The sequence below is a fragment of the Microbacterium nanhaiense genome (genome assembly GCF_014646015.1).
GTDB lineage: Bacteria > Actinomycetota > Actinomycetes > Actinomycetales > Microbacteriaceae > Microbacterium > Microbacterium nanhaiense.
Genome location: NZ_BMMQ01000010.1, coordinates 1 through 13,391, shown reverse-complemented (window position 1 = coordinate 13,391; position 13,391 = coordinate 1). Strand labels below are relative to the sequence as shown.

The 13,391-nt window shown below is 69.0% G+C and carries 12 protein-coding genes; 4 read left to right on the top strand and 8 right to left on the bottom strand.

All coding sequences use genetic code 11. From position 1 onward, the window contains the following. Positions 1–24: 24 nt before the first annotated feature. The 4 genes from IEX05_RS13420 to IEX05_RS13405 all read left to right on the top strand — a co-directional run bounded on the left by IEX05_RS13420 (position 25) and on the right by IEX05_RS13405 (position 4,739). Positions 25–1,281: an isochorismate synthase gene (locus IEX05_RS13420; RefSeq protein WP_229661323.1), complete on the top strand. Its 1,257-nt coding sequence runs from the start codon at positions 25–27 to the stop codon at positions 1,279–1,281. A gap of 273 nt (positions 1,282–1,554) precedes the next feature. Then, positions 1,555–2,280: a class I SAM-dependent methyltransferase gene (locus IEX05_RS13415; RefSeq protein WP_188702700.1), complete on the top strand. Its 726-nt coding sequence runs from the start codon at positions 1,555–1,557 to the stop codon at positions 2,278–2,280. Further along, positions 2,277–3,338, top strand: coding sequence for a polyprenyl synthetase family protein (locus IEX05_RS13410; protein WP_188702698.1), 1,062 nt, complete (start codon positions 2,277–2,279; stop codon positions 3,336–3,338). The genes IEX05_RS13415 and IEX05_RS13410 overlap by 4 nt, the downstream gene beginning before the upstream one ends. A 27-nt stretch (positions 3,339–3,365) precedes the next feature. Continuing rightward, entirely contained in the window at positions 3,366–4,739 is a 1,374-nt protein-coding gene (locus IEX05_RS13405) for an FAD-dependent oxidoreductase (RefSeq protein ID WP_188702696.1), read from the top strand. Between the two features lie 266 nt (positions 4,740–5,005). Here IEX05_RS13405 and IEX05_RS13400 read toward each other — a convergent pair whose 3' ends face one another. From IEX05_RS13400 to IEX05_RS13365, 8 genes are all read right to left on the bottom strand, one after another. Next, positions 5,006–6,478 (bottom strand): DEAD/DEAH box helicase, encoded by a 1,473-nt coding sequence (locus IEX05_RS13400; protein ID WP_188702694.1) that lies wholly within the window; start codon positions 6,476–6,478, stop codon positions 5,006–5,008. A 465-nt stretch (positions 6,479–6,943) separates the two neighbouring features. Beyond that, the gene (locus IEX05_RS13395) at positions 6,944–7,804 is read right to left on the bottom strand and encodes a MurR/RpiR family transcriptional regulator (RefSeq protein WP_188702692.1); all 861 of its coding nucleotides are present in this window, start codon (positions 7,802–7,804) and stop codon (positions 6,944–6,946) included. Beyond that, a complete protein-coding gene (gene phnE / locus IEX05_RS13390; protein ID WP_188702690.1) occupies positions 7,782–8,594 on the bottom strand; it encodes a phosphonate ABC transporter, permease protein PhnE in 813 nt (270 codons plus the stop codon). The genes IEX05_RS13395 and phnE (IEX05_RS13390) overlap by 23 nt, the downstream gene beginning before the upstream one ends. Further along, positions 8,591–9,385, bottom strand: a complete 795-nt coding sequence (gene phnE, locus IEX05_RS13385; RefSeq protein WP_229661322.1) for a phosphonate ABC transporter, permease protein PhnE — start codon at positions 9,383–9,385, stop codon at positions 8,591–8,593. Before phnE (IEX05_RS13385) ends, phnE (IEX05_RS13390) begins: the two co-directional genes overlap by 4 nt. Beyond that, positions 9,382–10,197 carry a phosphonate ABC transporter ATP-binding protein gene (phnC, locus tag IEX05_RS13380; RefSeq protein WP_188702688.1) on the bottom strand — a complete coding sequence of 272 codons (816 nt, stop codon included), beginning with the start codon at positions 10,195–10,197 and terminating at the stop codon, positions 9,382–9,384. The genes phnE (IEX05_RS13385) and phnC overlap by 4 nt, the downstream gene beginning before the upstream one ends. 2 nt (positions 10,198–10,199) lie before the next feature. Beyond that, the gene (locus IEX05_RS13375; RefSeq protein ID WP_188702686.1) at positions 10,200–11,180 is read right to left on the bottom strand and encodes a phosphate/phosphite/phosphonate ABC transporter substrate-binding protein; all 981 of its coding nucleotides are present in this window, start codon (positions 11,178–11,180) and stop codon (positions 10,200–10,202) included. A 31-nt stretch (positions 11,181–11,211) separates the two neighbouring features. Continuing rightward, a complete protein-coding gene (locus IEX05_RS13370; RefSeq protein WP_229661321.1) occupies positions 11,212–11,889 on the bottom strand; it encodes an HAD family hydrolase in 678 nt (225 codons plus the stop codon). A 218-nt stretch (positions 11,890–12,107) separates the two neighbouring features. Then, entirely contained in the window at positions 12,108–12,698 is a 591-nt protein-coding gene (locus IEX05_RS13365) for an amino acid deaminase (RefSeq protein ID WP_188702682.1), read from the bottom strand. Positions 12,699–13,391 lie beyond the last annotated feature (693 nt).

Genomic DNA, 13,391 nt, shown 5'->3' with positions numbered 1-13,391 from the left:
CCGCCCATCCATAGGATCGTTACCGTGACCGAACCGCTCACATTGCCGCGCCTCGTCGCCACGACGCGCGAGATCAGCCCCGTCGATGCCCTCGAGTACGCGGATCCGGCGAACCCGCTGGTCTGGACCCGAAACGGCGACATCCTGGTCGCCGCGGGCCCCGACCTGCTGCACATCGACGTGGGCGAGGACGGGCGCATCGCTGCCATCGCCGACCTATGGCGCGCCTTCAGCCAGACCGCAGACGTGTACGACGAGGTCGAGCTTCCGGGCACGGGGCTCGTGGCCTTTGCGGCGCTCGCCTTCGACGACGCCTCCACATCGCCGTCGACGCTGATCGTGCCGACGACCGTGATCGGGATCCGCGCGGGCCGCGCGTGGAAGACACGGATCCGCTTGATGGAGCGCCCGGACGATATCGCGGAGCCCCGTCCGGTCGCCTTCGGACCCTCGTGGTCGGCGTCGCTCGGGCCGGGCGCGATGGATCCCGAAACCCACGACACCGCCGTGCGTCGAGCGCTTGAGATCATCGACTCCGGCGAGGCGCAGAAGATCGTCGTCGCCCGCGACGTCGTGGGCACGGTTCCCGCGAGCGCGGACATTCGTCGTCTCGTGCGCGCGCTGTCCGAGGAGTACGCCGACACCTGGACCTTCTCCGTGGACGGCATCGTCGGTGCAAGCCCCGAGACGCTCGTCACCGTGCGGGGCGGCGAGGTATCGGCACGCGTCCTCGCCGGCACGCGCGGGCGCGGCGCCCACGTGAGCGATGACGAGATCATCACGGCCGAGTTGCGCGCGAGCGAGAAGGATCGCAACGAGCACCGTTTCGCGGTCGACAGCGTGATCGACGCGCTCGCGCCCCACACGAGTTCCCTCGAGGCGGCGGAGCCCTTCGCCCTCGAGCTGCCGAACCTTTGGCACCTGGCGACCGACGTCCGGGGTCAGCTCGACGGCGGGGCGTCGGCGCTCGATCTCGTGCGGGCCCTGCACCCGACCGCCGCGGTCGCGGGCACACCGACGCCTCGCGCGGTTGCGGCGATCCGCGAGATCGAGCCCTTCGACCGCGGCCGATACGCCGGGCCCGTCGGCTGGATCGATGGCAACGGCGACGGCGAATTCGCGATCGCGCTGCGTTGCGCCCAGTTCGGCCCCGTCGGGGACGCTCCGACGCGCACCGTCGCGGCGCACGCGGGCGGCGGCATCGTCGCCGGATCCGTGCCGGAAGCCGAGTTGCTCGAGACCCGCGTCAAGTTCCGCCCCATCGTCGATGCCCTGGCGTAACGGCCTCACACGACGCCCTCACGCAACGCCCCGGCGCGCGGATCCGCTCGCACCCCCTCCGCGAGATCGCACCTTTCTCGCGAGATCGCACCCATTTCGATGCGATCTCGCGAAATGGTTGCGATCTCGCGGGCTCGGGCGAGCGGACTCGGGCGCGCGAGCGGCCGAGCGAGCGCGGCGGGGATCCCGCGGATCCGGGAGAAAACCGGCCCCGCGCGCGCCGATCCCGGCGGGCGGATCCAACCTCAAGCTACCCCCGCGTAGACTCGTTGGGTGACCTCGCAGCGGGCCGATCTGGCCAAGGATCCGAAGACTGTCAGCGGCATGTTCGATCTCGTCGCGAAGCGATACGACTTCACGAACATCGCGATGACGTTCGGGCTCGACGCCGTGTGGCGTCGAGCGACGACGCGTGCCGTAGACCCGCGGCCGGGGGAGAAGATCCTCGACCTCGCGGCGGGTACGTGCCGCTCGTCGGCGTCGCTCGCCGCCAGCGGGGCACAGGTCGTGGCGGCCGACTTCTCGCCGGGCATGCTGGCGCAGGGCCGGAAGCGCTACGGCGATGTGCGCGGGCTGAGCTTCGTCGAGGCCGACGCGATGAACCTGCCGTTCGCGGACGGCGAGTTCGATGCCGTCACGATGTCGTACGGCCTCCGGAACGTGCAGCAGCCCAAGGTGGCGCTCGCGGAGCTGTACCGTGTCACCAAGCCGGGCGGACGCATCGTGATCAACGAGTTCTCGACCCCGCCGAACAGGATCTTCCGCGCCCTCTACCGTTTCTACAACGACAAAGTCCTGCCGCGCGTCGCGCGCCTCGTGGGGTCGAACGGTGAGGCCTACGACTACCTGAACGAGTCGATCCGCGCCTGGCCCGACCAGAGGGAACTGGCCGCGTGGATGCGCGAGACCGGCTGGTCCGAGCCGAAGTACCGCAACCTCGCGTTCGGCATTGTGGCCCTGCACCGGGCCACTCGTGGGGCCGATAGGGTGGAGAAGTGAGTACGAGCCCCGTTTCCCCGGGCACGCAGCTGGCGAGCCGCTTCGGTCTGAGCGACCGCGTTTTCGCCGGGCGTGCGGCACGACGCCTCGCCGAGACGATCGAGCAGGCGCTGGAGGTCGTCGAGGCGGCGATCGCCGAGGAGCTTGGAGCCGCGGATCCCCTGGTCGACGCGATGAGCCGCTACCTCTACGAGGCGGGCGGCAAGCGTGTGCGCCCCATGCTCGTGATGCTTACCGCCCAGCTCGGCGAGGGCATCACCCCCGCCGTGCGTGATGTCGCCGTCGCGCTGGAACTGATGCACCTGGGCTCGCTGTACCACGACGACGTCATGGATGGCGCGGATCGTCGTCGCGGCGTTCCCGCGGCTCATCGGGTGTGGGACAACTCGACCGCCATCCTGACGGGCGACCTGCTTCTCGCGCGCGCGAGCCGTGTCATGGGTCGCCATGGCGATGTCGCGGTCGATCTGCAGTCGGAAACCTTCGAGCGTCTCGTGATGGGACAGCTCCACGAGACCGTGGGCCCGGCCGAGGGCGACGACCCGATCGATTTCTACATCCAGGTGCTCGCCGACAAGACCGGATCCCTCATCGCGGCCGCCGCACAGTCGGGCGCGTTCTTCGCGGGGGCCGGGGACGAATACCGTGAGCCGCTGCGCGTGTACGGCGAGAAGGTCGGCGTGGCGTTCCAGCTCGCCGACGACGTCATCGACCTGTCGGCGAATGCCGAGGCAACGGGCAAGGTGCCGGGAACCGACCTGCGCGCCGGAGTCGTGACAATGCCCTACCTGCTCCTGAAGACGAGCGATGATCCCGCCGATGTCGATCTCGCGCGACGCATCGACGAGGGCGCGGAGGCGATCCGGCAGGGGGCGGATCCATCCGTGCTCGATCGCGAGATCGCCGAGTTGCGCGATCACGCCGTCACGGCGCGCACGCACCAGCTCGCGCTCGACTGGACGAACGAGGCCGTCGACGCGCTGAAGGCACTTCCGCGCGGCACCGTTCGCGAGGCGCTCACCCGATTCGCCCGTCAGCTCGCCGACCGCGACGCCTGACCCCTCCTCACCAGAAGGATCCGCGATATGACCAAGCTTCGTCTTGCCATTGTTGGCGCCGGCCCCGCCGGAATCTACGCCGCCGACATTCTGCTGCGCACCGAGCGCAGCTTCGAGGTATCGATCGACTTGTTCGAGCAGCTCCCGGCGCCGTACGGCCTCGTGCGATACGGCGTCGCGCCTGACCACCCGCGGATCAAGGGCGTCGTGAACGCCCTCCGCGACGTGCTCGACCGAGGCGATATCCGCATCTTCGGCAACGTGACGTTCGGCCAGGACATCACCCTCGATGACCTGAAGAAGCACTACAACGCCGTCATCTTCTCGACCGGCGCGATCCGGGATGCCTCGCTCGACATCCCGGGGATCGACGCGAAGGGATCCTTCGGCGCCGCCGACTTCGTCAGCTGGTTCGACGGGCACCCGGACGTCCCGCGCGAGTGGACGATCGAGGGCCAGCACGTCGGCATGATCGGCAACGGCAACGTCGCGCTCGACGCGGCGCGCATGCTCGCCAAGCACGCCGACGACCTGCTCCCGACCGAGATCCCGGACAACGTCTACCGGGTGCTCAAGGAGTCGCCCGTCACCGACGTGCACGTCTTCGGCCGTCGCGGCCCCGCCCAGGTGAAGTTCACGCCGCTCGAGCTGCGCGAACTCGGCGAACTCAACGACGTCGACATGGTCGTGTACGACGAAGACTTCGACTACGACGAGGCCTCGCGTGAAGCGATCGCCTCGAACAAGCAGGTCAAGGTGATCGACCGCGTGCTGCAGAAGTGGCGCGAGCTGCCGAGCGCGAACAACGCCGGGGGCACCGCGTCGCGCCGCCTGCACCTGCATTTCTGGGCCAAGCCCGTCGAGGTGAAGACCGACGAGGAGGGCCGCGTGAGCGCCCTCGTCTACGAGCGCACGAAGGCCGACGGCGCCGGCGGCGTCGTCGGCACGGGCGAGCTGCGCGAGCAGCCGCTGACGCAGCTCTACCGCGCGGTCGGCTACTTCGGATCCCCGCTGCCGGGCGTGCCCTTCGACGACCGCCACGGCGTGATCCCGAACCACGAGGGCCAGGTGCTCGCGGAGGATTCGAACGACATCATGCCCGGTGTCTACGCGACGGGCTGGATCAAGCGCGGACCGGTCGGCCTCATCGGCCACACGAAGTCCGACGCGATGGAGACCGTCACCCACCTCGTCAACGACCAGGCGTCGTGGTGGCGCCCCGAGGATCCCTCGGAGGAAGCGATCCCCGCCCTGCTCGCGGAGCGCGGTGTGAAGTGGACGGACCTCGAGGGCTGGCACCGCCTCGACGAGCACGAGATCGCGCTCGGCGAGCCCCACGGCCGCGCCCGCATCAAGGTGGTCCCGCGCGACGAGATGGTGAAGATCTCCCGCGGCGAGTAACCCCGACCTCATGGGTCGCCACACAACGCGGCGGTAGCGCGAGCTGCGCCGACGTTGTGGGGCGACCTATGTCGCACGCGCCATCTGCGACATGTGGCTTCGGGCGACGCGGCGTGGTGTCGCTCGCGCCGGGAGCGGGCGACCCGCTCGAGGCGACGGTGCTCAGAATCCACGGGAAAGGGCCGCCAGAAAACGCGGGTCGTGCGCTCTGCGCACGGGCGTTTTCTGGCGACCCTGACGGCTGGGTCCAGCCCTGCGGGCTGGCGTTAGCGCTGGCCTCCGCGGCGCTGGCCGCCGCCGGAACGTCCACCCTGACCGGCGGGGCGTCCGCCCTGGCCTGCGGGACGTCCGCCGCCCTGGCCGCGTCCGGCGCCCGCCGGGCGTCCTCCGCGCGACTCACCGGATCCGCTGCCGCGGCCGCCGCGGGACTGGCCGCCGCGGGATCCGCCCTGGCGCTCGCGCTGCTCGCGCGCCGCGCGCTTGCGCTGCGCGTTGGCACCCTGCGAGGTGCCGGCCGGCGCGGCCGCGGGGGCGTTGCCGGATCCGGGGCCGCCCGGGCGCGGTGCGACGTGCTCGGCGATCTCGCCGACGAGCTCGACGACGGAGGGGCTCGAGGCGGTCACCTGCTGCGGCTGCGCCTTGATGCCGGCGCGGCGGAGGAGATCCTTGACCTCGCGGCGCTGGTCGGGCGTCATGAGGGTAACGACATCGCCCGATGCGCCCGCGCGGGCGGTGCGGCCCGAGCGGTGCAGGTAGGCCTTGTGGTCGGCCGGCGGATCCATGTGCACGACGAGGTCGATGCCGTCAACGTGCACGCCGCGGGCCGCGACGTCGGTCGCCACGAGCACGCGCACGCTGCCGTCGGAGAGGGCCGCGAGGTTACGGTCGCGGGCGTTCTGCGAGAGGTTTCCCTGCAGGTCGACGGCGGGGATGCCGGCCGCCGTCAGCTGCTTGGCGAGGCGCTTGGCCTGGTGCTTGGTGCGCGAGAACAGGATCCGCTTCGAGGTGCCCGATGCGAGCAGCTTGATGAGGTCCTTCTTCGCGTCCTGATCCTCGGCCTCGAAGACGTGGTGCGTCATGTCGGGAACGGGCGAATCCGCCGGGTCGATCGAGTGCTCGATGGGGTTCGACAGGAAGCGCTTGGCGATCTTGTCCACGCCGTTGTCGAGCGTCGCCGAGAACAGCATGCGCTGGCCCTGCGTCGGGGTCTGCGACAGCAGGCGGGTCACGCCGGGCAGGAACCCGAGGTCGGCCATGTGGTCGGCCTCGTCGAGGACCGTGATCTGCACGTTTCCGAGCGACACGATCTTCTGGCTGATGAGGTCTTCGAGACGGCCGGGGCACGCCACGACGATGTCGACTCCGGCGCGGAACGCCTGCTCCTGCGGACGCTGCGAGACGCCGCCGAAGACGGTGGTCACGGTGAGACCGGCCGCCTTCGCGAGCGGGGCGACCGAGGCGGCGATCTGCGTCGCGAGCTCGCGCGTCGGTGCGAGGACGAGGCCGGTGGGCTCGCCCGGGATGCGGCGCTGGCCCGCGAGGCGGGCGACGAGCGGGATCGCGAACGCGAGCGTCTTACCGGATCCGGTCTTTCCGCGACCGAGCACGTCCATGCCGGCGAGGGTCGACGGCAGCGTGGCGGCCTGGATGGGGAAGGGGGTAGGGCGATCCATGGCGACGAGTGCGTCGGTGAGGTTCGCGGGAACGCCGAGGTCGGCGAAGGACGGGGCAGCAGACATAGCTGTCTCTTCTCAGTGCATGCCGGAACAATGAGCCGGCGGAGGCGAACGCGGCGGGTGCCGAATCCGATTCGCCACGGGGAGCGGTGCGAGCTTCAGCTCGAGCAAACCGCGACGACGAGCGCAAGAAGCGCTCGGGGCCAGCTTACACGCGTCGCCTGAGCGGATCCCCGGCGCGGGCGCGTGTCCCATTTGGTGCGGGTATGGGGGTGGTATTCCCGCGTTAAGTGGGACATGCCTCGGGGCGTGTCCCAGTTGGTGCGGGTATGGGGGTGCTATTCCCGCGTTAAGTGGGACACACCCCCACCCGTGTCCCACTTGATGCGGGTATGGGCGTGCAATTCCCTCCTCAACTGGGACATGCCCCGGCCCGTGTCCCAATTAATGCGGGAATTTCCCTCCTATTCCCTCCTCAACTGGGACACGCCCCCACCCATGTCCCACGTACTGCGCGAATGACCCGCGTCAGGGCTCCGAGATGGCTGTGCCCAGCTCCCGCAGCACGGCGTCGCGGGCGTCGCGGCCGCGCGGGCCGCGGTGGGTGATGAGCGCGTCCACAAGGCTCTCGATGACGAGAGTCAGGGCCACGCGCGATGCATACAGGAGCTCGTCCTGAAAGGAATCAGACGTGGACGGCACGACGAGGGCGGTATCGGATCCCGATACGAGCGCCGAGCGCGCGAACGACGTGATCGCGAGCACCGTCGCGCCCGCATCGCGCGCCGCCCGCGCGACGGCGAGCGAGGACTCATTGGCGCCGGATCCGGAGACGATCACGCAGAGATCGCGCGCGGACAGCTGGCGCGCGGCGATCCGCTGCGCGAGCGCATCCTGCAGGATCTCGGCCGGCCGGCCGGCGGCCGTCAGGCGCATCTGCAGGTCGAGCCCGAGCGGCGCGCTGAGACCGTTCGACACGATGAGCACGCGCCCGGCCTCGTCGAGCGCCGTGATCGCGTCGCTCAGCGACTGCTCAGTGAGGGCCGCGACCGAGTCGCCGATGCGGGCGGCGAATCGCTCGGCGGCCGCGCGCAGGGATCCCACGAGGCTGTCGTCAGACGACGCAGCAGCGGGCGCGTGCGAGAGCTCCTGCGCGGCGGCCACGCGCAGCTGCGGGAATCCGTCGTAACCGAGCGTCTGCGCCGTGCGCACGACGGTCGCGCGGCCGACGCCGACCGCGTCGGCGATGTCCTGCGCCGTCGACTCGATCGCACCGGCGAGGTCGCCCGCGACGAACTCGGCGACCCGCCGCTCGCCCGCGTGCAACGACGGGGCGAGCGAGCGGATCCGGGCGGTGAGGGGCGCGTCAGCGGCTCCGGACCAGACCACGGGCACGGGATCCTTCCATGATGCGGCGCCGGATGGCACCCGAGACGAGGTCGACGAGCATCGTGGCGACGATGACGACGATCAGCAGCATCCCGACGGTACCCCACTCGCGGAAGTTCGTGTAGTTCGACAGCATGGATCCGATGCCGCCGGCCCCCACGAGTCCGAGCACCGCCGACATGCGGATGTTGAGTTCGAAGCGGTAGAGCGCGAAGGACATCAGCGTGGGCAGTGCCGCCGGCCACAGCGCCCAGCGGAGCACCGCGATCTTCCCGCCGCCCGCTGCCGCGACGGCCTCCGACGCGTCGTCGCTGAGCGACTCGATCGTCTCGTACACCCACTTGCCCTGCGTGCCGATGCCGGCGATGCCGAGGGCGAGCGCGCCCGTGAAGGGGGTCAGGCCCGTGACGGTGAGCAGGATGAGGGCGATGATCACCTCGGGCACGGCGCGGATCACGGCGAAGACCCCGCGCAGGATCGTCCGCAGCCACGTCGGACCGACCCCGTGGGCGGCGAGCATGCCGAGCGGGATCGACGCCGCGACGCACAGTATCGCGCCGAGCCAGGCCATCGAGATCGACCGCCAGGTCTCGAAGAGAGCGCGGGGCAGCTTCTCCCACGTCGGATCCGAGAACATCAGCACGCCGTACTCCCACGTCGAGCGCGGTAGGCCCAGCAGGGCGGCCCAGTCGACGTCGAGGAAGACGAGGCAGGCGAGGATGACGAGCCCCGCAATGAGCGACCAGACTGTGGTCCTTGCCTTGGACGGGGGAGCGGGCAGCGCGCTCATGCGAGCCTCCTTCGCAACAGATTGGAGACCACTTCGATGAGGATCACCACGACGAGGATCTCGAGGATGATGATCGACACGTCGTCGTAGGCGTAGAAGCCGAATCGCTCGTTGAGCAGGCGACCGATGCCTCCGGCGCCCACGATGCCGAGGATCGCCGAGATGCGCACGTTCAGCTCGAGCGCGTACAGCCATTGGTTCGCGAACAGCGGCAGCGACTGCGGCAGGGTGAGAGCGCGGTTGAGCTGGAACTGGGTGGCGCCGGCGGCGTGCCCCGCTTCGAGGTAGGCGTGCTTGTCGGAGTCGATTGCCTCCGACACGAGCTTCACGACGACGCCGAGGTCGAAGAGGAACAGCGTGATGAGGCCGGGCAGCGCCCCGACGCCCGTGAGGGCGACGAGGATCGTCGCGTAGACGAGGTCCGGCACCGAGCGGATCACGTTGATCACCGCGCGCACGATCCCTCGCGTGACGGAGTTCGGGTTGCTCGGCCGTGCCGCCCACAGCGTCAGCGGGACCGACACGAGCGCCGCCGCCGCGGCGCCGATGATCGCCATCTGAATGGTTTCGAGCATCGGGATCCACGTCCGCGGCAGGAACGAGAAGTCCGGCTGCGCGAGCTGCGCCAGCTTCGATGCGCCGTGGCGCCAGTTCTTCGCGATCGCCGCGAAGTCGAGTTCGACGCCGCCGATGGCCGGAAGACACGTGAGCAGCGTGAACACCGCGAGGGCGGCCGCGATGCCGAGCGTCTTCGGCCACGTGCGCGGCTTCGGGGGCAGGACGAGGGTCACGATGCTCCCAGGCGATCCTGCGGCTGGATCCGGCGGCCGTAGATCTGCTCGAAATCGGCGTCGCTGGCGCTCGCCGCGGGGCCGTCGTAGACGACCTCGCCGGAGCGCAGGCCGATCATGCGCGTCGTGTAGTCGCGCGCGAGATCCATGAGGTGCAGGTTGACGAGCACCGTGAGGCCGCGTTCGGCGTTGAGCCGGGTGAGTTCGTGCATCACCGCGTGCGCGGTGGGCGGATCCAGGCTCGCGACGGGCTCGTCGGCGAGCATCACGCGCGGATCCTGCGAGAGGGCGCGCGCGATCGCGACGCGCTGCTTCTGTCCGCCCGATAGGGATCCGGCGCGCGTCCACACTTTGTCGAGCATGCCGACGGAGTCGAGGGCGTCGAGGGCGATCTGTCGGTCTTCGGGCGACGCGATGCCGAAGAAGGAGCGGAACGCGTTCTGACCGGCGAAACGGCCGACGAGGGTGTTGCGGTAGACGTTCACTCGCTCGGCGAGGTTGAAGGCCTGGAAGATCATGCCGACGTTGCTGCGCAGCTCGCGCAGCGCGCGGCCGCGCAGGCGGGAGACCTCGTGCGGGCCGACGGTGACGGATCCGCTCGTCACGGGGACGAGACCGTTGACGGTGCGGATGAGCGTCGACTTTCCGGATCCGGAGAGACCGACGATGGCGACCATCTCGCCCGGCTCGATCGTGAGCGTGACGTTCTTCAGCGCGGCGGTGCCATTGGGGTACGTGACCGATGCGTTCTCGAGACGGATCGGCCACGCCGCGGAGGCCGAGGCCCCCGCGGCGTGAGCGGTGTTCGTCATCGTCAGTTGGAGAACTTCTCGAGGATCTCGCCGTAGCGGGTGATCTCGTCTTCGGCGGTGTCGGCCGTCCAGTCGGAGAGGCCGACGAGCTCGAACATGACGTCCTTCGCCTCGTCGGAGGAGTCGGCGTAGTCGTCGAGCAGCTGCGTGAGCTTCTCGACCGTCTCGTCCGAGAGGGAGTCGCTGACCGCGACGCCGCCGTTCGGGATCATCTCCGTGTACGCGAAGGCGACGGCCTTGTCGGCGATGTCGGGGAATTCCTCGGTGACGGTAACGCGGGCGTCCCAGTAGGCGAAGCCGATCTCGGCGTCGCCGTTCGCGACGGCGATGACGGCGTTGTTGTTGCCCTCGACCGGGATCTGCTCGATGTCGGCGTCGGTGTCGAGACCCTGATCCTGGAAGGCGACGATCGGGTACTGGTATCCGGCGGGGCTCGTCGCGGCCTGCAGTGCGACCTTGGCGCCCTTCGCATCGGCGAGGTGCTCGACGCCCTTCGGGCCCTGTCCCGTGGCAGTGCCGTCCTCGAGTCCGTTGCAGTAGGACAGCTCGACGGGGCCGGCCTCGTAGGTGGCCATGACGGGGGCGTCGTCGCAGTACTTGTCGGGGTTGTTCGTGTAGGCCACGGCCGCGTAGCTCGTGGCGCCGAAGCGGACGTCGCGCAGGATGAGCTTCGCGTCGTACTGCCCCATGGCGTTGTAGAGCGAGCCGGCGTCGCTGATGATGACCTGCGACTGGTCGGCGCCGAGGGCCTCGACGGTGGCGTTGTAGTTGTCGGCGACGACGCCCTTGACGTCCATGCCGAGGCCGTCCGAGAGGTACTCGGTCAGCGGATCGAGCGCCTCGGCGAGGTCCTCGCCCTGCACGGAGGGCACGAGCGAGATGGTGATCGATTCGGGCTCTTCGGCGGCGCTGCTGCATCCGGCGAGGCCGAGTCCGAGGCCGAGAATCGCGACGGAGCCCGCGGCGAGGAGGGACTTGCGCATGTGGTTCATCCTTTTTCTACAGGGTGATCTTTTACAGGGTGGGTGCGGTGGACAACTCCGCGGCGTGTGCCCACGCCACGATCTGATCCGCGAGCTCGGCGAGCGTCGTCGCCCGCATGGTCACGGAAGCGGGGGAGGTCACGGCCGTCGCTCCGACGAGCGCCGTGTCGGCGCCGAGCTCGGTCGCCGGCGCGAGATCGTTGACGACGATGTCGCCGACCGAGAGAACGGGGCCGTCCTTCAGGGCGCGCTGAATGATGGCTGCGAGGCCCGCGGGTTTGCCGGTGTTGAAGATGAGCTCGTCGAAGTGCTCGCGGATCCCCCACGCGGCGAGGGCCTCCTCGACGCCCGCGTCGGGGGCGTTGGTCGCGAGCACGACGCGCGTCGCCGCGGGGATCCGGGTGAGAATGTCGGCGAGCCCCGTTGCGGGGGCTGCGGGCTGCGCGGATCCGAGGAGCTCGCGGCTCGCAAGGTAGGCGAGCTGGCGCTCGGCCGGGCTCACGCCGGCCTCGGCCGCGAGGGTACCCACGGCGTCGTAGCCGTCGCGGTAGCTCGTGACGTCGCCCGATTCGAACGCGGAGATCGTCGCCTCGGCGCGCGCGAGGAATCCCTCTGGCGCGTAGCGCGCCATTTCCTGCGCGTAGGCCAATACCGGTCCGTTGCCGACGATGACGGTGCCGTCAAAGTCGAAGACGATCGTCGATGTCACGTAGTCTCCTCGCTCGCTGATGGACGATGCGTCCACGGTAAGCAGGCTACATGGACGGATCGTTTACGGGGAGGTTAACGTTTGGTGCAACCCGGGAGGCGTGTCCCACTTGGTGCGGGTATGGCGGGGCTATTCCCGCCGGAACTGGGACACGCTTCGACCCGTGTCCCACTTGGTGCGGGTATGGCGGGGTTATTCCCGCCGGAACTGGGACACGCTCACGCGGGGAGGGCCGCGTTCCAGCGGAGGCGCGGTGGTTCCGTCGCCAAGTCGCGGAGGAACGCTTCCTCGTCCGCAACGGGGAAGATCGTGAGCAGACGCATGCCCTCGCCGTCGTCGAGCCCCGACACGAGCACGCCGCCGGTCACGATGGCGCGCTGACGCACGCCATCGGCATCCCATTCGGCCACGCGTGCGTTCGCCGGGGGATCGAGTAGTAGCGGCTCCGCGGATCCGAGCACGCGCGCGAGCGGCGTCTCGTCGCCGTCGCCCAGTCGGAAATAGCCCGCGGGCCGCCCGAGTGCGGCCGCGAGCACACCGTCGGTCCAGCGCTCGCTCTTGTATCCGTAGGGGGTTAACACGGTCGAGAACAGGTATCCGTACACGTGGATGAGCCCCGCATTCCCGATCGGGAAACGCGCGTTCACACCCCCGGTTTCGTGGATCCGCTCGAAGACGCCGCACTCGACAACCGCCTCGCCGACGTTCTCATCGATCACCGTCGACGAACTCCAGCGTCCGATCAGCCCGTCGGCGCGGTCGCGGGCGACGCAATCAAGAACGGCGTCCATGTCGGGAGGCGTGTGCATGGGATTCACCCTAGGCGAGGGCTCCGGGAAGAGGCGTTTGCTCCGCGAGCATCTATCAGGAGAGGGGATCCGTCAGAAGCGAACTTCTCCGAGTGAATACACCTGTGGCCCCGCGGAGGCGGGGCCTCAGAGAGAATCACCGGTAGTTCTGGCACAGTCTCCCACGTAATGGGGGTTGTTGGCAGATGATGGATAATCTACTTGACCAGGCATTTATTTGATGAGGCTTACGGTGTATTAATGGCCGTGATTGACACTTTTGCGGACTATCTGCGGACTACGACGCAGACAATCGAACCTTGTAGAGCTCCGCAATCAGAGGCGGTGCATCGCGAAGAGGAGCAATCAACGGCTGCCACACAACGTGCTCGTCGTACAACCGCTGGCTCTCTTCGTAGCCAGTGCGCTTTGTAGGGCAGGGCTGCCAGAGCCACCCACCGCCATAAGGCCCGAGCCCGTATGGAGCTTCGCCGTATCCGGCGAGCATGCTGACATGTCGATGTTGGTGGGTGGATTCACCTCGCGCATAGACCAACGCGACGAGCGTTCGCATCCGAGGATCCGTGGGGCGTGAGGAACGAATTGGTGACAGGTTCGGTTTAGGCCGCGAGTGTGAGCGGCTTGGCTAGCTTGGCTTCGAACTCGATGGGCGTCAAGCCGCCGAGGGCGTCTTGGGCGCGTTGGCGGTGGTAC